The sequence below is a fragment of the Aquipseudomonas alcaligenes genome (assembly GCF_003205495.1).
In the GTDB taxonomy this organism is placed as follows: domain Bacteria; phylum Pseudomonadota; class Gammaproteobacteria; order Pseudomonadales; family Pseudomonadaceae; genus Aquipseudomonas; species Aquipseudomonas alcaligenes_B.
On record NZ_QJRX01000002.1, the window covers coordinates 522,490 to 544,564 of the forward strand.

Annotated in this window: 13 protein-coding genes; 9 read left to right on the forward strand and 4 right to left on the reverse strand. The window is 67.8% G+C overall.

All coding sequences use genetic code 11. From position 1 onward, the window contains the following. The first annotated feature begins 2 nt into the window (after nt 1-2). On the forward strand, nt 3-1,370 hold the full coding sequence (locus DMO17_RS05165) for a DUF1329 domain-containing protein (protein WP_110681386.1): 1,368 nt from the start codon (nt 3-5) through the stop codon (nt 1,368-1,370). Nucleotides 1,371-1,502: 132 nt separating this feature from the next. Beyond that, on the forward strand, nt 1,503-4,220 hold the full coding sequence (locus tag DMO17_RS05170) for a LuxR C-terminal-related transcriptional regulator (protein WP_110681332.1): 2,718 nt from the start codon (nt 1,503-1,505) through the stop codon (nt 4,218-4,220). Here DMO17_RS05170 and DMO17_RS05175 read toward each other — a convergent pair. Then, nucleotides 4,213-5,040, reverse strand: a complete 828-nt coding sequence (locus tag DMO17_RS05175; protein ID WP_110681334.1) for a metal-dependent hydrolase — start codon at nt 5,038-5,040, stop codon at nt 4,213-4,215. The two genes, DMO17_RS05170 and DMO17_RS05175, sit on opposite strands and share 8 nt — an antisense overlap. A gap of 115 nt (nt 5,041-5,155) precedes the next feature. On the opposite strand from DMO17_RS05175, the gene DMO17_RS05180 reads away from it, so the two are divergent. The 5 genes from DMO17_RS05180 to DMO17_RS05200 all read left to right on the forward strand — a co-directional run bounded on the left by DMO17_RS05180 (nt 5,156) and on the right by DMO17_RS05200 (nt 13,717). Further along, the gene (locus DMO17_RS05180) at nt 5,156-6,196 is read left to right on the forward strand and encodes an AraC family transcriptional regulator (RefSeq protein ID WP_110681336.1); all 1,041 of its coding nucleotides are present in this window, start codon (nt 5,156-5,158) and stop codon (nt 6,194-6,196) included. Then, a complete protein-coding gene (locus tag DMO17_RS05185; protein ID WP_110681337.1) occupies nt 6,193-6,837 on the forward strand; it encodes an MBL fold metallo-hydrolase in 645 nt (214 codons plus the stop codon). Before DMO17_RS05180 ends, DMO17_RS05185 begins: the two co-directional genes overlap by 4 nt. 84 nt (nt 6,838-6,921) lie before the next feature. Beyond that, nucleotides 6,922-7,608, forward strand: coding sequence for a YiaD family glycine zipper/OmpA-like lipoprotein (locus DMO17_RS05190; RefSeq protein WP_110681339.1), 687 nt, complete (start codon nt 6,922-6,924; stop codon nt 7,606-7,608). A gap of 186 nt (nt 7,609-7,794) precedes the next feature. Further along, nucleotides 7,795-11,553, forward strand: coding sequence for a PAS domain S-box protein (locus DMO17_RS05195; RefSeq protein WP_110681341.1), 3,759 nt, complete (start codon nt 7,795-7,797; stop codon nt 11,551-11,553). 25 nt (nt 11,554-11,578) lie between these two features. Continuing rightward, nucleotides 11,579-13,717, forward strand: coding sequence for a putative bifunctional diguanylate cyclase/phosphodiesterase (locus DMO17_RS05200; protein WP_110681343.1), 2,139 nt, complete (start codon nt 11,579-11,581; stop codon nt 13,715-13,717). A gap of 81 nt (nt 13,718-13,798) precedes the next feature. Here the strand turns inward: DMO17_RS05200 and DMO17_RS05205 are convergent, their stop codons facing one another. Together DMO17_RS05205 and DMO17_RS05210 are read right to left on the reverse strand one after the other, a co-directional pair. Then, nucleotides 13,799-14,701: an acyltransferase gene (locus DMO17_RS05205; protein WP_110681345.1), complete on the reverse strand. Its 903-nt coding sequence runs from the start codon at nt 14,699-14,701 to the stop codon at nt 13,799-13,801. 212 nt (nt 14,702-14,913) lie between these two features. Continuing rightward, nucleotides 14,914-18,387, reverse strand: coding sequence for a hybrid sensor histidine kinase/response regulator (locus DMO17_RS05210; protein ID WP_110681347.1), 3,474 nt, complete (start codon nt 18,385-18,387; stop codon nt 14,914-14,916). Nucleotides 18,388-18,532: 145 nt separating this feature from the next. Here DMO17_RS05210 and DMO17_RS05215 point away from each other — a divergent pair, with 145 nt between their 5' ends. Both DMO17_RS05215 and DMO17_RS05220 read left to right on the forward strand, forming a co-directional pair. Beyond that, nucleotides 18,533-19,102, forward strand: a complete 570-nt coding sequence (locus DMO17_RS05215) for a GNAT family N-acetyltransferase (protein ID WP_110681348.1) — start codon at nt 18,533-18,535, stop codon at nt 19,100-19,102. Beyond that, complete coding sequence (locus DMO17_RS05220; protein WP_110681350.1) at nt 19,095-19,925, forward strand: helix-turn-helix transcriptional regulator; 831 nt, start codon at nt 19,095-19,097, stop codon at nt 19,923-19,925. Before DMO17_RS05215 ends, DMO17_RS05220 begins: the two co-directional genes overlap by 8 nt. A gap of 7 nt (nt 19,926-19,932) precedes the next feature. On the opposite strand, the gene pta is transcribed toward DMO17_RS05220, so the two are convergent. Further along, nucleotides 19,933-22,032 carry a phosphate acetyltransferase gene (gene pta, locus DMO17_RS05225; protein WP_110681352.1) on the reverse strand — a complete coding sequence of 700 codons (2,100 nt, stop codon included), beginning with the start codon at nt 22,030-22,032 and terminating at the stop codon, nt 19,933-19,935. Nucleotides 22,033-22,075: the final 43 nt, after the last annotated feature.

Genomic DNA, 22,075 nt, shown 5'->3' on the forward strand with positions numbered 1-22,075 from the left:
AGATGAAATCTAAAAAAGCACTGTTGCAGTCGGGTGTGCTGGCGCTGTCCATGCTCGCCACCAGCGTGATGGCTGCCGTTTCCGCCGATGAAGCTGCCAAGCTGGGCTCCACCCTGACTCCGCTGGGCGCTGAGAGGGCCGGTAACGCCGATGGCTCCATTCCCGAGTGGACCGGCGGTCTGCCCAAGAATGCCGGTACCGCCGATGACCGCGGCTTCCTCAGCGATCCGTTCTCCAGTGAGCAGCCGCTGTTCACCATCACCGCGCAGAATGTCGACCAGTACAAGGACAAGCTGACTCCCGGCCAGGTCGCCATGTTCAAGCGCTACCCGGACAGCTTCAAGATCCCGGTGTATCCGACTCATCGCTCCGCCACTGCTCCGCAGAGCGTGCTGGACGATGTGAAGATCAACGCGACCAATACCAAGCTGGTCGAGGGCGGTAACGGTCTGGAGAACTTCAAGACCGCTTACCCCTTCCCGATCCCGCAGAACGGTCTGGAAGCGATCTGGAACCAGATCACCCGCTATCGTGGTGGTAGCGTGCGTCGCCTGGTGACCCAGGCCACTCCGCAGGCCAACGGTTCCTACAGTCTGGTGTATTTCCAGGACGAGTTCACCTTCCCGACCAGCCTGACCGACTACGACCCGAGCAAGCCGAGCAACATCCTGTTCTACTTCAAGCAGCGCGTGACTGCGCCGGCGCGTCTGGCTGGTAACGTACTGCTGGTCCACGAGACCCTGAACCAGGTGAAGGAGCCGCGTCTGGCCTGGCTGTACAACGCCGGTCAGCGTCGCGTGCGTCGTGCCCCGCAGGTGTCCTACGACGGTCCGGGTACCGCCGCCGACGGCCTGCGTACTTCCGACAACTTCGACATGTACAACGGCGCTCCGGATCGTTACGACTGGAAGCTGAACGGCAAGAAGGAGATCTACATCCCGTACAACTCCTACAAGCTGGACTCGCCGAAGCTGAAGTATGCCGACATCATCAAGGCCGGCCACCTGAACCCGGAGCACACTCGCTACGAGCTGCACCGCGTCTGGCACGTGACCGGTACCCTGAAGGCCGGCGAGCGTCACATCTACGCCAAGCGTGATGTGTTCATCGACGAGGACACCTGGCAGGCCGCGGTGATCGACCATTACGACGGTCGTGGCGCCCTGTGGCGTGTCGCCGAGGCTCATGCCCAGTACTACTACGACAAGCAAGTGCCGTGGTACACCGTGGAAACCCTGCACGACATCATCTCTGGTCGTTACCTGGCCCTGGGTATGAAGAACGAGGAGAAGCAGTCCTACGACTTCAACTACAAGGCTTCGTCCAGCGATTACACCCCGGCTGCTCTGCGTCAGGCTGGCGTGCGTTAATCCTCGCGTCACTCGAAAAAGCCGGCCTAGTGCCGGCTTTTTCTTTTCCTCCACACGCGCCGGGCTTCAAATGCGCGTGCCAAGGGGATAGGCTGCGGGCATTGCGCTGTCGCCGATGACCCCGATGCTCTCGTGACCGATCTGTCCCGCTCTCCCGCCTTTGCCAGCCTCCCGAGCTCTTCGGGCGAGGGGCGCTTCTTTCGTCCGCCTCTGCCTGCCGGCCATGTTCGCCGCCCGCGACTGTGCGAGCGGTTGGAGGAAGGGCGCGAGGGTCGCCTGCTGCTGATCAGTGCCCCCGCTGGATTCGGCAAGAGTTCCCTGGCCGTGGAGTTCTGCGAGCGTCTCCCTGCACATTGGCAAAGTCTCTGGCTAGGGCTGAGCCGACGTGACGGCGACCCCGGGCGTTTTCTCGAACGCCTGCTGGAGGGCCTGCGTCAGTTTTTCCCGCGGATAGGCGATGAGGCTCTGGGCATGCTCAAGATGCGCCAGCGCCACCAGCCGTTTGCCTTCGAGGAGTGGCTGGACGGCCTGCTCGACGAACTGGGCGAGTGCCTGGACCCGCAACAACCTCTGCTGCTGGTGCTGGATGACTACCACCTGGCCCAGGGCGCGGTGCTGGATCGTTGCCTGCAGTTCTTCCTCAATCACCTGCCGGCCGGCATGCTGGTGCTGGTGACCAGCCGCCAGCGTCCGGACTGGCACCTGGCACGCCTGCGCCTGTCGCGCCAGCTGCTGGAACTGCAGGAACAGGACCTGCGCCTGACCCCGGAAGAAACCCGCGCCCTGTTGCTGGCGCAGGGCGCCGATCTGCCAGCCGAGCAGGTCGATAGCCTGCTGCAGCGCAGCGAGGGCTGGGTCGCCGGGCTGCGCCTCTGGCTACTCACTGCCGGCGAGGGTGGGAGTGACCTGCACGGCGCTCAGGGCATGGTGCGTGACTACCTGCTGGAAGAAGTGATCGAGCGCCAGCCGCCCGAGCTGCAGGCTTTTCTCTACGACACGGCTTGTCTGGAGCGCTTCTGCGCCGAGTTGTGTGATGCGGTGCGCGACAGTGGCGACAGCGCGGCCATCCTCCAGTATCTGCAGGCACATCAGGTATTTCTGGTGCCGCTGGACGAGCAGGGGCGCTGGTTCCGCTATCACCACCTGTTTTCCGACCTGCTGCGGGCCAGTCCCAGCCATCAGCTGTCCTTGCCGCCAGCCAGTATGCACCTGCGTGCCTGTCGCTGGTTCAGCAGCCAGGGTTTGCTGGACGAGGCGGTGGAGCAGGCCCTGCGTGCCGGTCAGCCTGACGTGGCGGCCAGTCTGGTGCAGAACTTTTCCGAGGAGCATCTGCTGGCCGAGCAGAATGTCGCCATGTTGTTGCGCTGGAAGATGGACCTGCCCGACAGCTTGCTGACCAGTACACCGCGCCTGATCCTGCTGTACAGCTGGGCGCTGGCCCTGGCCTGCCAACTGGATGCGGCCGAGGATCTGGCCAATCAGCTGGTGCGTTTCCTGCCGGCGCCGAGCCAGGCCGAACAGCAGTCGCTGCTGGCCCAGTGGCTGGCCATCAGCGGTGTGATCGCTCGTGGGCGCGGCGACAGTCAGCAGGCCGAGGCCTACTGTGGCGAAGCGCTGGCTGCGATGCCCACGGAGCACTATGGCTCGCGCCTGCTGTGCCTTTCGACCCTGGCCAACCTGGCCGTGGTGCGTGGTGACCTGTGGCGTGCTCGCGGCCTCAATCGTGAGGCGCTGGAACTGGCTCAGCGGCAGAGCAACCCTCTGTTCGAAGCGCTCTGCCTCTATGATCGTGGCCGCGTGCTGCTGGCGCGTGGCGAGATCGTGCGGGCACTCGAAGAGGTTCGCTCCGGCCAGGAGCGCCTGCGCGGCTTGTCGGCGCAGAAGGTCTACGCGGTGCGTGCCCGCCTGACCCTGTACGAAGGTTTCCTGCTGGCCCTGCGTCTGCGCCCCGACGAAGCGCGGCAGAAACTAAGGGCGGGGATTGCCGAGGCGCGCAGCTGCCGCGACATCAGCCTGCTGGTGGGCTACTGCATCCTGGCCAGCCAGGAGGGGCGCCAGGGCCGGTTCAACGAGGCCTTTGCCGAGTTGGCCGAGGCCGAGCGGTTGATGCATATCTGGGATGTGCCGCCGGTCTATTACCTGGCGATGATCACGGTGACCAAGTGTGAGCTCTGGCTCAGCCAGGGGCAGATCGACCTGGCCAATGCCTGGTTGCTGCGCCTGGCCGAGACCTACAGCGGCGAGCAGGCCGCGGCGGCGCCGGAGTTCCATCCGCAGCTGCCGTTGCACATTGAGTTGCAGCGTGCCGCGCTGGAGCGCCGGCAGGGGCAGGGTGAGGCCGCCGAGCGTCGGCTGCGTGCTCTGGTGCTGCGGGCCCAGGCACAGGGTGGGCAGCTGCTGGGGGTGTTCGCCCAGGTCCAGCTGAGCCTGCTGCTGTATGCCGGTGGTCGCGAGCGCGAGGCTCAACTGCAGCTGCAGGCCAGCCTCGAAGCGGCCAGCGGCGGAACTCTGCTGCCCTTTCACGAGTTGCTGATGCACCAGCCGGCGTGGTTGCGTACGCAGTTGCAGATGGCACCGCTTACGCCGCTGACCGAAGCATTGCGCCAGTGCCTGCCAGCAGAGGCCGAGGTGCAGCCGTTGGCGCCGGGGGCCGCGGAAGCGCTCAGCACTCGCGAGCTGGCGGTATTGCGCCTGATCGCCCTGGGCTGCTCAAACCAGGAAATCAGCGAACGCCTGTTCATCTCCCTGCACACCGTCAAGACGCATGCCCGCCACATCAACAGCAAGCTCGGCGTCGAGCGGCGCACCCAGGCTGTGGCCCGTGCCAAGGCTCTGGGGCTGCTCAGTTGAGCACGCCCTCAGCATCGAATTCGCGGCGCCGCTCCAGGATCAGCTGCAGATTGTCGTGCTGCCAGGGGTGGAAGTCGGCCCGGTAGAAGTCGCAGTAGGCGCGTACCAGAGGCCGCAAAATGCCACGGTGCCCCCACAGCCAGGCCAGGCCGTCGCGCCACAGTCGCCAGTGCCATAGCTGGCCATCGCGCCGCAGCATGTGTACCAGGCCCTTGAAGGTGTCCAGGGTGAAGAAGAAGGTACTCTGCAGCATGGCGCGGCGACGCAGCCATACTTTGCCGCAGACCTGCTGGTAAAGGTCGAAGGCAACCGCCTTGTGCTCGCTTTCCTCCAGTGCATGCCAGCGCCACAGGCGCGCCATCTGCGCATCAGCCCCATCCAGCCAGTCCGGGTTCTGCAGAATGGCGTCGGCCATGATCGCGGTCAGGTGCTCCACCGCTACCGTTGCGGCCAGGTGCACCTTGGGTGGCAGATGCTTGCGCACGAAGGCCAGGCGCTTTTTCAGGCGGCGCTCCAGATAGTCCAGGTCGTAGCCGCAACCGCGCAGGGCCTCGTTGTAGTGTTCGTGCTCGCGGCTGTGATGGGCTTCCTGGCCGATGAAGCCGCGGATCTGCGCAAGCTGCTGCGGGTCGCTGACCTGATCGCGATAGGCGCGCACCGAGTCGATGAAGAAACGCTCACCATCCGGGAACAGCAGCGACATGGCATCGAAGAAGTGACTCTTGAAGGCGTCACCGCCATGCCAGTGCCGGGCCCAGGGCGAGGGCAGGGCAAATTCCGGCTGACGGGGGCGGATCTGCAGATCGGGGGGGCTGGCCATGCCGTGGCCTCCATTCTTATCGTTATGGGCTGAGTGGACTATGGGCTTGCCGACTTTTTCCGGGCAAGGTTATCTTCAGCCAATATTCAGGTCATATCTGGCCAGTGCATCCGTCATGAACAAGCCGCTGAACCTGAATGCCGAATTGGTGCCGCAGGCTTATGCCGAGGCTCTGCTGGCCTTGTGCGAGGAACTCGGCGTGCCGCGCGAGCGGCTGCTGACGCAGGCGGGAGTGCGCCAGCAAGTGCTGAACAACCCCACCGGGCGCCTTAGCCTGGCCGACTTTCACCTGCTGGCCAGTGCCGCGCTGTTGCTCTGCGATGAGCCCGCCCTTGGGTTGCTCCTCGGTCGGCGTCTGAACGCTTCGGCCCACGGCATCCTCGGCTACGCGCTGCTGTCCAGCGCCGACCTGGGGCGTGCCATCCAGTTCGCCCTGCGCTATTACCGGGTGCTGGGGCTGACCTTCGAGCTGGAACTGGTGGACAGCAGCGACTGGCTGGAACTGCGCGCCAGTGAGTCGATCCCCTTGGGCACGCTCAGCCGCTTCGCCGCCGAGGGCCTGTTCGGCAGCCTCTACAGCATTGCCCAGTTCCTGCTCGGCGAGCGGCCGCAGGGAGTCGAGGTCGGTTTCGCCTATCCCGCCCCCGGGCATGCCCAGCTCTATCGCCAGGTCTTTGGCCGCGCTGCCGTTTTCGAGCAGCCCTGGCACTGGTTCCGCCTGCCGCGGCACTACCTGGCGCGCCCCATGGCGTTGGCCAATCCGGCCACCATGCAGATGTGCGAGCAGCAGTGCGAAGCGCTATTGGCCAGTCTGGACGTGCAGGAGGGCCTGCTCAGCCGTCTGCGCCGCCTGCTGCTGGCGCGCCCCGGGGACTTCCCCAGCCTGGACAGCGCCGCCCGTGCCCTGCACACCAGTGGGCGCAGCCTGCGCCGCCACCTGGCCGCCCATGGCACCAGCTACCAGCAAGTACTCGACGAGGTGCGCAAGCGCCTGGCCCTGCAGTACCTGCAGACCACCCACCTGCCGCTGTTCGAGATCGCCCAGCTGCTGGGCTTCAGCGACCCTTCCAACTTCCGTCGCGCCTTCCGCAAATGGACGGGCAGGGCGCCCAAGGATTATCGTGCGCGGCCCCTGACCGAGGAGAATGCCAGATGACCGACAGCCCGCAACCCAGCCTGATCCGCGAGACCTTCCCGGTCGGCCCGCTGCAGTGCAATTGCACCATCATCGGCGACCCGCTGACCAAGAAGGCCATAGTCGTGGACCCGGGCGGCAATCCCGAGTTGATCATGGCGCGCCTGGAGGCCCATGGGCTGCAGGTGGTCAGCATCATCCACACCCATGCCCACCTCGATCACTTCCTTGCCTCCGGGCAGATGAAGGAGAAGACCGGCGCGACCCTGCACCTGCACAAGGACGACCAGTTCCTCTGGGACAACCTGGAAATGCAGTGCCGCATGTTCGGCGTGCCTTACACGCCGGTGCCGGCGCCGGACCAGTGGCTGGCCGACGACGAGGCACTGGCCTGCGGCTGCGGTGTGGCGCTGCATACGCCGGGGCACACGCCGGGCTCCACCAGCTTCTGGTTCCCCGCAGCCAAGCTGCTGATCGCCGGCGACACCCTGTTCCGCCGCGGTATCGGTCGCACCGACCTGTGGGGCGGCGACTACGCCACTATCGAGCGTTCGATCAGGCGCCTGTACACCCTCGACGAGGATGCCACCGTGGTTACCGGTCATGGGCCGGATACCCGCCTGGGTGACGAGATGCGCGAGAATCCCTTCATTCGTGCCTGAGCCTGCGGGAATCTTTCGGCCCCAGCCCTATCTAAGCTTTGCTGGTCCGTCTGGCCAGTTACTTCGCTTCAGGAGCACGACAACATGCTGAACCCTACACGCCTGACCCTTGCCGCCCTGCTGGTCGCCCTGGTGACAGGTTGTGCCTCGCAGAATCCCTATGACAGCCAGAGCCAGCAGAGCTCCGGCGGCATGAGCAAGACCGCCAAGTACGGTGGCCTGGGCGCCCTGGCCGGTGCCGTAGCGGGCGCCGCGATCAATCACGACAACCGCGGCAAGGGCGCGCTGATCGGCGCCGCGGTGGCCGGCGCTGCCGGTGCCGGTTACGGCTACTACGTCGACAAGCAGGAAGAAGAGCTGCGCCGCAGCATGCAGGGCACCGGCGTGGAAGTGCAGCGCCAGGGCGACACCATCCAGCTGATCATGCCCGGCAACATCACCTTCGCCACCGACTCGGCGGACATCGCCAGCAGCTTCTACACGCCGTTGAACAACCTGGCGTCGTCCTTCCGCCAGTACAACCAGAACAGCATCGAGATCGTCGGCCACACCGACAGCACTGGCAGCCATGCCTACAACATGAACTTGTCGCAGCGCCGCGCGCAGAGCGTGGCCAATTACCTGCTGGCTCAGGGGGTAGATGCTTCACGTCTCAGCACCCGCGGTGCCGGCCCCGATCAGCCGGTCGCCAGCAACGCCACGGCCGATGGCCGGGCACAGAACCGCCGGGTGGAAGTCACCCTGCGCCCCCTGCCTGGCGCCCAGTACTGAGACCGTACCCCCACGAGGCCCCGCAAGGGGCCTCGTGCATTCCGGCGCCTGGCCAGGCGCCGTTGGTCGCCACAGTCTGAGTGGAAAAAATCCTGACTACACTCTCAGCAGATTGCGTGCGAAACCGCACGAGCGTGGGCGTGCCTCAGGTGAGCGGGGCTGGCCCGGACCGGATCAGGAGACCTCATGGACGACAGTGCTCCCCACTTCTCCCCCCGCAAGCCCTGGATTCCCCTGCTGGTCAGCCTCTTGTTGCTGGCCGGTCTCAGCCTCCTGGTGTTCTGGCAGTGGTCGGTACTTGATGCCGGTAGCCGCGAGGCGCAGGAGCGTCGTTTCGCCCTGGCGGTGGATGGCGTCGAATCCAGCGTGCAGGAGCGCATGCGTGCCTACGAGATGGTCCTGCGCGGCATGTCCGGGCTGCTGGCCGGCAGTGACGACGTTTCCCATGGCGAATGGCAGCGCGCCACCGACCAGCTGCAGTTGCAGGAGCACTACCCGGGCATCCAGGCCCTGGCCTGGGGACGCTACCTGCGCGCCGGCGAGCTGTCGGCCTTCGTGACCCGGGCGCGCGCCGATGGCCGGGGGGACTTCCAGGTCTATCCGGCCGGCGAGCGCGAGACCTACCTGATCGTTGACTTCATCAATCCACTGGATTGGCGCAACCGCCGCGTGCTCGGCTTCGACATGTACAGCGAGCCGGTGCGCCGCGAGGCCATCGAGCTCGCGCGCGATGGCGGCGAGGCGGTGCTGACCGGACCGGTACGACTCAAGCAGGAGACCGAGAAGGACGTGCAGGCCGGCGTGCTTCTTTACCTGCCGGTATTTCGCCTGAATGCCCCGTTGAGCAGCGTCGAGGAGCGGCGTGAGGCGGTACTCGGCATGGTTTCCGGGTCATTTCGCATGGCTGATCTGATGCACGGCATCCTCGGCAGCAGCAGTGAGCTGTTCGAGATCGAGTTGACCGACCGAGCCGATGCCGACACACCCCTGCTCAGTGAGCGCAGCCCGCAGCCCCGTCAGCCGAGCTTCGAGACTCTGCGCACCCTGAACATCTACGGGCGGGACTGGCAACTGCGGGTCAGCAGCACCCCGGCCTACGAGGCCACGGTGAGCAACCAGAGCCTGCCGATCAGCCTGGTTACCGGCCTGCTGGCCTCGCTGCTGCTGTCCCTGCTGGTCGGCGGCTTCCTCTACCTGCGCGAGCGTGCGCTGGTGGCCAGCGAGGGCCAGAGCCAGCGCCTGCGCGAGAGCGAAGGGCGCTTCCGTCTGGTGGTGGAGGCCTCGCCCAATGCGATCGTGCTGGTCGACGGCCAGGGCCGGGTGGTCATGGTCAATCGGCAGACCGAGCAGATGTTCGGCTACGAGCGTGCCGAGTTACTCGGCCAACCGGTGGAGCGGCTGCTTCCCGAGGGCTCGCGCCACGGCCATGTCGGACTGCGCCAGGCCTACCACCAGGCTCCCGAGCACCGGCGCATGGGCGGTAACCGCGAGCTGTTCGGCCAACACCGCGACGGCCGCCTGATTCCCGTGGAAGTCGGGCTGTCGCCGATCCGTTCCGGCCAGGAGACCCTGGTGCAGGCGGTGATCATCGACATCAGTGAGCGGCGTGCCGCCGAGGAGCGCTTCCGCCTGGTGGTGGAGGCCTCGCCCAACGCCATCGTGCTGGTCGATGGCCCCGGGCGGGTGGCCATGGTCAACCGGCAGACCGAGCAGATGTTCGGTTACAGCCGCGACGAGCTGCTCGGCCAGCCGGTGGAGAAGCTGCTGCCCGAATCCATGCGTGCGCTGCACCCGAAGTTGCGCGAAGGCTTCCTCAAGGACCCGACGCCGCGGCGCATGGGCAGCAACCGCGAGCTGTTCGGCCAGCACCGCGATGGCCGGCTGATTCCCCTGGAGGTCGGCCTGTCACCACTGCGCAGTGGCGATGACCTGCTGGTGCAGGCAGTGATCATCGACATCAGCGAGCGCAAGGCCGCCGAGCAGCGCCTGCGCGAGCAGGCCGAGCAATTGGCCCTGGCCAACCGCTACAAGTCCGAATTCCTCGCCAACATGTCGCACGAGCTGCGTACGCCGCTGAACAGCATCCTGATCCTCAGCGAGCAGCTCAAGCACAACGTCGCCGGTAACCTCACGGAGAAGCAGGTCAAGCACGCCGACATCGTCTACAAGGCCGGCAACGACCTGCTGCAGCTGATCAACGACGTGCTCGACCTGGCCAAGATCGAGGCCGGCCGGGTCCAGCTCAAGCTGGAACCGGTGAACATCCACGACCTGCTGGTGGAGCTGGATTCCAGCCTGCGGCCGATGGCCGAGATCAAGGGGCTGCGCCTGCTCACCCACCTCGAGCCCGGTGTGGCGCGGGTGATCCACAGCGACCGCGGGCGGTTGCAGCAGATCCTGCGCAACCTGCTGTCCAACGCGCTGAAGTTCACCGAGCACGGCGAGGTGGAACTGGCCATCGGCCGCTCGCCGGTATCCCTCGACGAAGAGCGCGAGACCCTGCAGTTCGTCGTCCGCGACAGTGGCATCGGCATCGACCCGGCGCAGCACGAGCGGATCTTCCAGGCCTTCCAGCAGATCGATGGCTCCACCAGCCGGCGCTTCGGTGGCACCGGCCTGGGCCTGGCCATCACCCGCCAGCTGGTCGAGGTGCTGGGCGGGCAGATCAGCCTGGAAAGTACGCCAGGGCAGGGCTCGCGCTTCATCGTGCGGCTGCCGGTGGTAGCCCTGCAGCAGAACAGCCGCGAGGACGAGTCGGCCAGCAGCCTGCCGCAGCGCAGCGGCAGTGGTCCGGCGATACTGATAGTCGAGGATGACCTGAACTTCGCTGCGGTGATCGCCGAGGAGGCCCAGGCCCATGGTTTCGCCAGCGTGCACTGTCGCAACGGCAAGCAGGCCATTGCCCTGCTGCAGAGCGAGCGCTTCGCCGCGGTGATCCTCGACATCCTCTTGCCGGACATCAGCGGCTGGCAGATCTACCGGCGCCTGCGCGGCCTGCTGCAGTACCGCGATGTGCCGGTGCACATCCTGTCCTGCGTGCCGCAGCCGCAGGACTGGCATGACGACGGCACCCGCTACCTGGTCAAGCCGATCGCCCGCGAGGACCTCGAGCAGGTCTTCCAGCACATCGCCGTGGAGCCCGATGCGCCGAGCCGCGCGCTGCTGCTGGTGGAAGACGTGGAGATCGAGCGCGAGCATTACCGCGAGCACCTGCTGCAGATCGGCTTCGCCGTGAGCGCCGTGAGCAGCGCCGAGGAGGCCATCCAGACCTACATCGGACGCGACTTCAGTGCCCTGGTCATCGATCTCGACCTGCCCGACCGGGACGGCTTCGACCTGCTCGAGGCGCTGCATCGTGAGCGGCCACTGCAGGGCTGCCAGGTGGTGATCAATACCGGCGTGGACGTCACTCGTCAGGATCTGCAGCGCCTGCGCCGCTACTCGGCGGTGGTGGTGCGCAAGAGCGGCGACGACCTGCGCCCCCTCAGCGCCGCCCTGCAGGGCTTCTTCGCCGATGTGCGCGAGCCGCAGGTCGACAGCACGGGGCTGGCCGGCAAGCGGGTGCTGCTGGTGGACGACGACATCCGCAACATCTACGCCATGACCGCGCTGCTCGACGAGATCGGCCTGGCCGTGCTGCCGGCCAAGGATGGTGTCGAGGCACTGGAGGTCTTCGCCCGCGAGCCGCTGGACCTGATCCTGATGGACATGGCCATGCCCAACATGGACGGCTACACCGCCACGCGCATCCTCAAGGGTGAGCGTGATTGTCGCATTCCGGTGATCGCCCTGACCGCCCATGCGATGAAGGGGGACCGCGAGAAGTGCATCACCGCGGGCGCCGACGACTACCTGGCCAAACCGGTGGGCCGCCAGGAACTGCTGGAAATGCTGCATCGCTGGCTGGCCGTACCCAATGATGCGCCCCGTCGGGCGCTGGGTTGAGCGGTCACGGGCGAAGGAGGTCGGTATGGCTCGGTTGCAGGTTGAGGCACAGATGGACCAGCAGGTGCTGCTGGTGGTGGACGACCGCGAGGAGAACCTGGTGGCGATGGAGGCGCTGCTCGGTGATGGCGACTGGAACGTGCGCACCGTCGACTCCGGCGAGGCGGCGCTGCGCTGCATGATGGACGAGGATGTCGGCCTGGTCCTGCTCGACGTGCAGATGCCGAAGATGGACGGTTTCGAGGTGGCCCGCCTGATGCGCGGCAGCCCGCACACCCGCTACACGCCGATCATCTTCCTTTCTGCCATCGCCCACACCGAGGACTCGGTGCTGCAGGGCTACGCCATCGGCGCGGTGGATTTCATCCTCAAGCCCTTCGACCCCAAGGTGCTCAAGCACAAGATCGGCGTGCTGCTGGAGCAGGAGCGCCATCGCCACGAACTGCAGCTGCTGACCCAGCAGCTGGACAGCGAGCGCGCCTTCAACGCCTCGGTGCTGGACAACGCCTCCGAAGGCATCCTGGTGATCGACCAGGACGGCATCATCCGCTTCGCCAACCCGGCCATGGCGCAGATGCTCCACGGTGAGGTGGCCGACCTGCAGGGCAGCCGCCTGCTGTCCTACCTGCATGCCCCGGCAGTACCGGCGGACTGGCAGGACACCGAGTTCTACCGCCACTGGCGCGCCGGCCAGACCTACCGCATGCACGATGCCGTGCTGGCCACCCTGAGCGGCGGCTACCTGCCGGTGGCGCTGTCCTGCTCGCCGCTGCCGCAGTACCAGAACTCCATGGTGCTGATCGCCCTGGACATGTCGGTGGTGCGCAACCTGCACGCCCAGCTGGAGTCGCAGGCGGTCACCGATGCGCTGACCGGCCTGCACAACCGCCGCGGCTTCAACCAGGCGCTGGAGAACGCGCTGTCGCGCATCGACCGCAGCGGCAAGCGCATGGCCGTGCTCTACCTGGACCTGGACGGCTTCAAGCGGATCAATGATTCACTCGGCCATGCCGCCGGCGACCAGGTGCTGCGCAGGGTGGCCGAGCAGCTGAAGACCTGCCTGCGCCCCTACGACGTGCTGGCGCGCATGGGCGGCGACGAATTCACCGCACTGCTGGATTCCCTCGACCATCCGGAGGACGCGGCGCGGGTGGCGGAGAAGCTGATCGAGCTGGTGTCGGTGCGGCACAGGGTCGATGGCGTCGAGTTCACCCTGGGCGCCAGCGTCGGCATCGCCTGCTACCCGGAATGCGGGCAGACGGTGGACGGCCTGCTGCGTTCGGCGGACATGGCCATGTACGAGGCCAAGCGCGCCGGACGCCAGCAGTACCGTTTCTTCTCCCCGGAGATGAATGGTCGCGCCCGTTCCCGGCTGATGCTGGAGGAGAGCCTGCGCACGGCCATCGAACAGGACGACTTCGTGCTGGTCTACCAGCCGCAGATCGACCTGGCCAGCGGTCGCCTGCGCGGGTTCGAGGCACTGCTGCGCTGGGAACACCGGGTGGCCGGGACCATCTCCCCCGGGGTGTTCATCCCGCTGCTGGAGGAGACCCGCCTGATCAACCGCCTGGGCGAGTGGATCTTCGAGCAGGGCGTGCGCCAGTGCCGCGCCTGGCAGGCGCAGTTCGGCGAACGGCTGTTGCTCAGTCTCAACGTCAGCCCGGTGCAGTTCGGCATGCCACAGCTGGTGGAGGACCTGCGCCGGGTGCTGGAGCGGCACCAGCTGCAGCCCTCGCAGCTGGAGGTGGAGGTCACCGAGAGCGCGCTGATGCAGGACCTCGACACCACCCGCGAGCAGTTGCGCCAGCTGCGCGAGCTGGGAGTGCGCATCGCCATCGACGACTTCGGCACCGGCTACTCGTCGCTGGCCTACCTGCGCCACTTCGAGCTGGACACCCTGAAGATCGATCGCCTGTTCATTGCCAGCATGTTGGAGTCGCCCAAGGACGCGGCCATCGTCAGCACCATCATCGACCTGGCCCACCACCTGGGACTGGAAGTGATCGCCGAGGGGGTGGAGACGGTGGCGCAGCGCGACTGGTTGATCGCTCATCGCTGCAGCACCATGCAGGGTTTCCTGGTGGCGCCCGGGCTCAAGGCCGAGCAGGCCGGGGTCTTCCCGACGCGCCTCGACTGGGCGAACTGGCAGACACCAGACCCGTAGCCCGGATGCAATCCGGGAGTGGGGTTGCTGGTCGCCCGGCGGCGTGTATCCGGGTGACCAGTGCGTCGGTCTGCGCCCCGATCAGCCCGGGAACTGGCGGTGCAGTTCGGCCAGCTGGGCGTCCTTGGCTTCCCACAGCTGGTTGACCCACTGCTGGAACTGCAGGCGGTACTGCTCGTCCTGGTCGTAGTTGCGGCCGATGAAGTCGGCCGGAATATCCAGCTTGTCGAAGCGCACCACCACCTCGCCCAGGCGCCCGCACAGCAGGTCCCAGAAGCCGGGGTTGCCGCCCGGGTAGTGGATGGTGACGTTGACCAGGGCGTCCAGCTGCTCGCCCATGGCATCCAGCACGAAGGCGATGCCGCCGGCCTTGGGCTTGAGCAGGTAGCGGAAGGGCGACTGCTGCTGGGCGTGCTTCTGCGGGGTCAGGCGGGTGCCTTCGAGGAAGTTGAACACCGATACCGGATTGCTCTTGTAGCGCTCACAGGCCTTGCGCGTGGTGGCCAGGTCTTGGCCGCGCTTCTCCGGATGCCTGGCCAGGTATTCCTTGCTGTAGCGCTTCATGAAGGGGAACTCCAGCGCCCACCAGCACAGGCCGATCACTGGCACCCAGATCAGCTCCTGCTTGAGGAAGAACTTGAGCAGCGGCATGCGCCGGTTGAGCAGGTATTGCAGCACCAGGATGTCCACCCAGCTCTGGTGGTTGCTGGTCACCAGGTAGGAGTGGCGCGTGTCCAGGCCCTGCATGCCCTCGACATTCCAGCGGGTGCGCCGGGCCAGGTCCATCCAGAACTTGTTGAAGCCGATCCAGGCCTCGGCGATGCCGTGCATGACGAAACGCAGGCCGCGTTGCACCAGTGCAATCGGCAGCAGCAGCTTGAGCAGGGCGACGAAGAACAGTGGCCAGCACCAGAACAGGGTGTTGAGGGCCAGCAGCAGGGCGCTGACGATACCGCGCAGCGCGTGGGGTAGAAAATGCAGCATGGGCGCGAGAGGCTCCGGGTCTGGGGGCTGCGGTGTGCCCCGATGCGATCGAGATACCTGCGGCACTCCCTGCGGCAAGTCGGTCCGGTGCCAAGGTTAACGCTTGTGCACTGAACGGCAAGTGCTGTTGCGGACCGCCTGGTCAGCTTCGCCGCGAGTGGCGGGCGCGGCGGATTCTAGCGCAAGCGCAGAGGCGCGCGCCCGGCTCGGCCTCACTCCAACGGCAGGTGGCGGCTGATCAGGGCGCGCAGGGCGGCCGGCTTGACCGGCTTGGCCAGGTAGTCGAGGCCGGCGGCGTGTACCTCGGCCACCAGCTCCGGGCGGCCATCGGCGCTGATCACCACACCCGGCAGCGGCTGGCCGAGGCGGGTGCGCAGCCAGGCCATCAGCTCGGTGCCGGTGTCGCCCTCGTCCAGGTGGTAGTCGACCAGCGCCAGTTGCGGTTGCACCGCCTCGTCCAGCAGGTGCTCGCACTCCAGGCGGTTGCGCGCCGTCCACACCTGGCAGCCCCAGCGCGACAGCAGGCTGTGCATGCCGGCGAGGATGCTGTCCTCGTTGTCGATGCACAGCACCTGGGCGCCGCCGAGGGCCTGGCCGTTCAACTCGCTCACCGGCAGCGCCGTGCCCGCCGCGCTCTGGCTGCTGGCCAACGGCACGCTGACGCTGAACACGCTGCCCTTGCCCGGCCAGGAGCGCACCTCTAGGCGGTGGCCGAGCACGCGACAGAGGCCGTCGGCGATCGCCAGGCCCAGGCCCAGGCCCTTCTCGGCGCGGGTCTGGTGGCTGTCCAGGCGCTTGAACTCCTCGAAGATCACCTTGCGCTTGTCCTCGGGAATGCCCGGGCCGCGGTCCCACACCTCCAGGCGCAGCTGCCCGCCCTCGCGCCGCGCGCCGAGCAGTACATGGCCCTTGGCGTAGCGGAAGGCGTTGGTCAGGAAGTTCTGCAGCACCCGCCGCAGCAGGCGCGGGTCGCTGTCGATGCGCAGGCGGCAGGGCACCATGCGGAAGTCCACGCCCTGCTCCTGGGCCAGCACCTTGAACTCGGCACCGAGCGCCTCGAACAGCTGGGCCAGGGGGAACTGGCTGCGCTCGGGGGTGATGCGCCCGCTCTCCAGGCGCGAGATGTCCAGCAGGTCGGTGATCAGGTCCTCGGCCGAGCGCAGCGAGCTGTCGAGGTGGCGCACCAGCTCGCGGGCCTCGCGCGGCAGGGCGTCCTGCTGGTGGGCGAGGGCGGCGGAGAACAGCCGGGCGGCGTTCAGCGGCTGCATCAGGTCGTGGCTGACGGCGGCGAGGAAGCGGGTCTTCGACTGGTTGGCGGCCTCGGCCCCGGCCTTGGCCTCGGAAAGCGCCTGGTTCAGCTGCGACAGCTCGCGGGTGCGTTCGGCCACCCGCTGCTCCAGGCCCTCGTTGGCTTCCTTGAGGGCGCGCTCGGCCTCGCGGAAGGCGGTGATGTCGGTGAAGCTCATGACGAAGCCGCCGCCGGGCATGGGGTTGCCGATCAGCTCGATGACCCGGCCGTTGGGGAACAGCCGTTCGGAGGTGTGCGCGTTGCCCTGGCGCATCCAGTGCAGGCGGCGGGTCACGTGGCTTTCCACCTCGCCGGGGCCGCACAGGCCGCGCTCGGCGTTGTAGCGGATGATGTCGGCGATCGGCCGGCCGACGCCGATCAGCCCCTCGGGGTACTCGAACAGTTCCAGGTAGCGACGGTTCCAGGCCACCAGCTGCAGGTTCTGGTCGACCACGCTGATGCCCTGGGTGATGTTCTCGATGGCGCCTTGCAGCAGGGCGCGGTTGAACTGCAGGACCTCGGACGCCTCGTCGACGATGCGCACCACGTCCTCCACCTGCATCTCCCGCCCCTCGATGGCGGCGCGCACCACGGCGCGCGTGCTGGAGGCGCCGAGCACGCCGGCGAGCAGGCGCTCGGTGTGGGCGATCCACTCGCTGTCGGCGTTCTGGCTGAGGTTGAACGGCTTGTCCTGCTGGTAGGAGAAGCGCAGGAAGCTCTGCCGTGCCCGTTCCTCGCCGACGAAGCGCGCGGCCAGGGCCATCAGGTCGGCCACCTGCACCGCCAGCAGGTGGCGCGCGCCGGGCCGCGCGCCGGTGTCCAGGCCGATGAAGCGACCGGCCTGCCAGTGCTCGGAGACCCGCGTGCGGGAGAACCAGGAGACCCCGGCGAACAGCAGCCAGTTGCCGGCCAGCGACAGCACCACACCACGGGTCAGCGGGTCGACCTCGAAGCCGATCGGGTAGTAGAGCAGCTCAGGCAGCAGCGGGAAGCTGTCCAGCGACCAGCGCAGGCCGCCGGCCACCAGCGGCAGCAGCAGAGTGTAGAACCACAGCGCGCAGCCGGCGGCCAGGCCGGCGAACACGCCGCGGCGGTTGGCCTGCTTCCACACCAGGGCGCCGAACATGGCCGGCGCCAGCTGGCCGATGGCGGCGAACGACAGCTGGCCGATGGTGGCCAGGCTGGCGTTGGAGCCGAGCAGGCGATAGCACACGTAGGCCAGCAGCAGGATGATCAGGATGCTCAGGCGCCGCGCGCTGAGCATCCAGTGGCGGAAGGCCTCGAACGGCCGTTCGGCGCTCTGCCGGCGCAGCAGGGCTGGCAGCAGCATGTCGTTGGAGACCATGGTCGACAGCGCCACCGCCTCGACGATGACCATGCCGGTGGCCGCCGAGGCGCCACCGATGAAGGCCAGCAGGGCCAGGGCCGGGTGCGCCTCGGCCAGCGGCAGGCTGATGACGAAGGAGTCCGGCGCCACGTCGCCCGGCAGCAGCAGCTGGCCGGCCAGGGCGATGGGCACGACGAACAGTGCGGCCAGCAGCAGGTAGGCGGGGAACACCCAGCGCGCCAGGCGCAGGTCGCTGGCCTCGTTGTTCTCCACCACGCCGACGTGGAACTGCCGCGGCAGGCAGATGATGGCCAGCATAGCCAGGCCGGTCTGCACCAGCATGCTCGGCCAGCTCAGGGTCTGCGCCCAGAACGCGTCCAGCTCCGGCGCCTGGCTGGCGCGCGCGAGCAGTTCGTCGAAACCATCGAACAGGCCCCAGGTGACGAACAGGCCGACGGCGAGGAAGGCCAGCAGCTTGACCAGCGACTCGAAGGCGATGGCCAGCACCATGCCGCGGTGGTGCTCGGTGACGTCCAGGCTGCGGGTGCCGAACAGCACGGTGAACAGGGCGAGGATCAGCGACACGATCAGCGCCGTGTCCTGGCCGCGGCTGGGGCTGGGTTCGGCACCCACCAGCAGGTTGACGCCGAGGACGATACCCTTGAGCTGCAGGGCGATGTAGGGCAGCACGCCGACCAGGCAGATCAGCGCCACCACCACCGCCAGGCTCTGCGACTTGCCGTAGCGGGCGGCGATGAAGTCGGCGATCGAGGTGATGTTCTCCTGCTTGCTGATCGCCACCATCTTCTCCACCACCCAGGGGGCGAAGAGCAGGACGATCATCGGCCCCAGGTAGATCGGCAGGAACGACCACAGCTCGCCGGCGGCCTGGCCGACCGCGCCGAAGAAGGTCCAGCTGGTGCAGTACACCGCCAGCGACAGGCTGTAGACCCAGGCGCGCAGGCGCGGCGGCAGCGGTGTGCGGCGGCGGTCGCCGTAGAAGGCGATGGCGAACAGGATGGCCATGTAGGCCAGGGCGACGAAGGCGATCAATCCGCCGGACAGCGACATGCGGGCTCCAGATGCGGCATCTGCGAGCCTGTAGTCTCGCACGGGTTCCGCCAGCCGTCAGGCCGACCATGGTCGCAGCGCCCTTGAGTCGCCGCCGGGCCCCTGCTAGCGTGGCCGGCCGTGGTCGCTTTACCGGAGTCGCGTGATGTTCCAGCCCCAACCCGTCACCCTGCAGCAGGGCGCCCTGCGCCTGGAACCGCTGAGCGAGGCGGACCTGCCGGGGCTGCTGGCCCTGGCCGAGGCCAACCGCGAGTCCCAGCAGTACATGAGCGGCAGCAGCCGCCCGGACTGGTACCGCAGCGCCCTGGCCGAGCACCGCGAGGGCCGTGCGGTGGTGTTCGCCATCCGCCTGGCCGGCGAGCTGGTCGGCACCACCCGCTTCTTCGACTTCAACCCGGTGCTGCCGGCCGCCGAGATCGGCTCCACCTGGCTCGACGTCCGCCAGCAGGGCACGGGCCTGAACGGCATGATCAAGTACCTGCTGCTGCGCCACGCCTTCGAGGAGTGGCAGCTGGTGCGCGTGCAACTGAAGACCGCGGCCAGCAACCTGCGCTCGCAGCGCGCCATCGAGAAGCTCGGCGCGGTGCGCGAGGGCCTGCTGCGCAACCACCGGCGCCTGGCCGACGGCCGCCTCGACCACACGGTGATGTACAGCATCACCGACAGCGAGTGGCCGCAGGTCAAGGCTGGCCTGGAGGCGCGCTTCGGTGCCTGAGGCAGAGCAGTCGCGCTTCAGCTCGGTGGCCGAACTGGGCGGCCTGGAGCTGCTGTCTGCGCGCTTCATCGAGCACTGCTTCGACCCCCATGTGCACGACAGCTACGCCATCGCCGTGCTGGAGGAGGGCGCCGAGCGCTACCGCTACCGTGGCGCCGAGCACCTGGCGGCGGCCGGCAGCTTCGCCCTGCTCAACCCGGACGAGGTGCATACCGGCTCCCGCGCCAGCGAGCAGGGCTGGCGCTACCGGGTGTTCTATCCGCATCCGCAGCAGTTCCGCGACCTGCTCGCCGAACTGGAGCTGCCGCATGCCAGCGCGCCGATGTTCCATGGCAGCGTGCATGGTGACGCCGACCTGGTCGGCGCCCTGCTGCTGCTGCACCGCCAGCTGGAGGACCCGCAGGTCCCGGCACTGCAGCGTCAGACCCTGTGGCGCGAGGTGATGCTGCCGCTGCTGCAGCGCCACGCGCGGATTCCCGAGGCGCGCGTGGCCGGGCGCGAGCCGCAGGCGGTGGCGCGGGCCAAGGAGCTGCTGGCCGCCAGCCTGGCCGCGCCACCGTCGCTGGAGCAGCTGGCGGCGGCGGTCAACCTGTCGCCGTTCCATTTCGCCCGGGTATTCCGCCGCGCCACCGGCCTGCCGCCGCACGCCTGGCTCAAGCAGCGCCGCCTGGAACAGGCGCGCGCGCTGCTGCGCGCCGGCTGTGCGCCGCTCGCGGTGGCCATGCAGCTGGGCTTCGCCGACCAGAGCCACCTGAGCCGCCAGTTCAAGCAGAGCTATGGCGTCAGCCCCGGCGAATACCGCCGGGCCTGCGCGGGCGGCTAGCGCGGCTTCAGCCCCTGGCCGCAGCCTGGATCGCGGTGAGGGCGATGGTGAACACTATGTCGTCCACCAGCGCGCCGCGCGACAGATCGTTCACCGGCTTGCGCAGGCCCTGCAGCATGGGGCCGACGCTGACGCAGTCGGCGCTGCGCTGCACCGCCTTGTAGGTGGTGTTGCCGGTGTTCAGGTCGGGGAACACGAACACCGTGGCGCGGCCGGCCACCGGGCTGTCCGGCGCCTTCTGCCGGCCGACGCTGGCGATGGCGGCGGCGTCGTATTGCAGCGGGCCGTCGATCAGCAGCTGCGGGTTCTGCTCGCGGGCCAGGCGTGTGGCCTCGCGCACCTTCTCCACCTCGGCGCCGCTGCCGGAGTCGCCGGTGGAGTAGCTGATCATCGCCACCCGCGCCGGCACGCCGAAGGCCTCGGCCGAGGCGGCGCTCTGCAGGGCGATTTCGGCCAGCTCGGCGGCGCTCGGGTCGGGGTTCACCGCGCAGTCGCCGTAGACCAGCACCTGGTCCGGCAGGAGCATGAAGAACACCGAGGACACCAGGTTGTAGCCCGGCGCCGTCTTGATCAGCTGCAGGGCCGGGCGGATGGTGTTGGCGGTGGTGTGGATGGCGCCGGAGACCAGGCCGTCGACCTCGTCCAGGGCCAGCATCATGGTGCCCAGCACCACGCTGTCCTCCAGCTGGGCCAGGGCCATCGGCGCGTTGAGGCCCTTGCCCTTGCGCAGCTCGACCATCGGCTCGACGTAGCGCTCGCGCACCAGGTCCGGGTCGAGGATATCCAGGCCCGGTGGCAGTTCGATGCCTTGCGCCCTGGCCACCTTGAACACCTCGTCGGGCTTGGCCAGCAGCACGCAGCGGGCGATGCCGCGGGCCTGGCAGATGGCCGCCGCCTGCACGGTGCGTGGCTCGCTGCCCTCGGGCAGGACGATGCGCTTGTTCGCCTCCTGGGCGCGGCGCACCAGCTGGTAGCGGAACGCCGGCGGCGACAGGCGCAGCTCGCGCGGGGTGCCGCAGCGCTGCTTGAGCCAGTCCAGGTCGATGTGCCCGGCGACGAACTCGGTGACCTTCTCCGCGCGCTCGCGGTCGTCCACCGGGATTTCCTTGTTCATCCGGTTGAGGTTGGTCGCCGTGTCGTAGGAGCCGGTGCTTACCGTCAGTACCGGCAGGCCGCCCTGCAGGGCGCCCTGGCAAAGTTCGAGGATGCGCGGGGCCGGCGGGAAGTCGCTGCACAGCAGCAGGCCGGCCAGCGGCACGCCGTTCATGGCCGCCAGGCTGGCGGCGAGGATGATGTCGTCGCGGTCGCCGGGGGTCACCACCAGCACGCCGGGCTTGAGCAGCTGCACGGTGTTGGGCACGGCGCGGGCGCACAGCACGATCTTCTGTACGCGGCGCTGCTCGTAGTCGCCGGCGTTGAGAATCCGGGCGCCGAGCAGCTCGGCCACATCACGGGTGCGCGGGGCATTCAGCTCGTCCTGCCAGGGGATGCAGCCGAGCAGGCGGAAGTTCTCGGTGCGCAGCAGCGGCGAGAGCTGGCCGAGCTGCTCGGTGAAGGCCTCGATGCCCTGCGGGTGGCGCACCTTGTTGAGGATCACGCCGAGCATCTTCGGCTCCTGCGGGCCGCCGAACAGCTGGGCCTGGATCTCGATGCGGTCGGACAGCTCGGTCAGGCTCTCCGGCTCCTCGCCTTCCGGGGCCGAGACCAGGATGATCTCGGCGTCCAGGCTGCGCGCCAGGTGCACGTTGACCCGCGCAGCGTAGCTGGCATGGCGGGTCGGCACCATGCCCTCGACGATCAGCACGTCCATGCCGGCGGCGGCCTGCTGGTGCAGGCTGACGATTTCCTCCAGCAGCTCGTCCAGCTGGCCGTCGCCGAGCATGCGCTCGACCTTCGCCAGCGGCAGCGAGCGCGGTGGCAGCAGGCCGTGGGTGCGCGCGATCAGCTCGCTGGAGCGTTCCGGGCCGGCGTCGCCGGGGTGCGGCTGGGCGATCGGCTTGAAGAAGCCGACCTTCAGCCCGGCGCGCTGCAGGGCACGGACCAGGCCGAGGCTGATGGAGGTGAGGCCGACGCCGAAACCGGTGGGGGCGATGAAGAAGGTATGCATGGGGTCTCCCTTGCAGGGGGTGATGGGGGCGCGCCTATGGGCG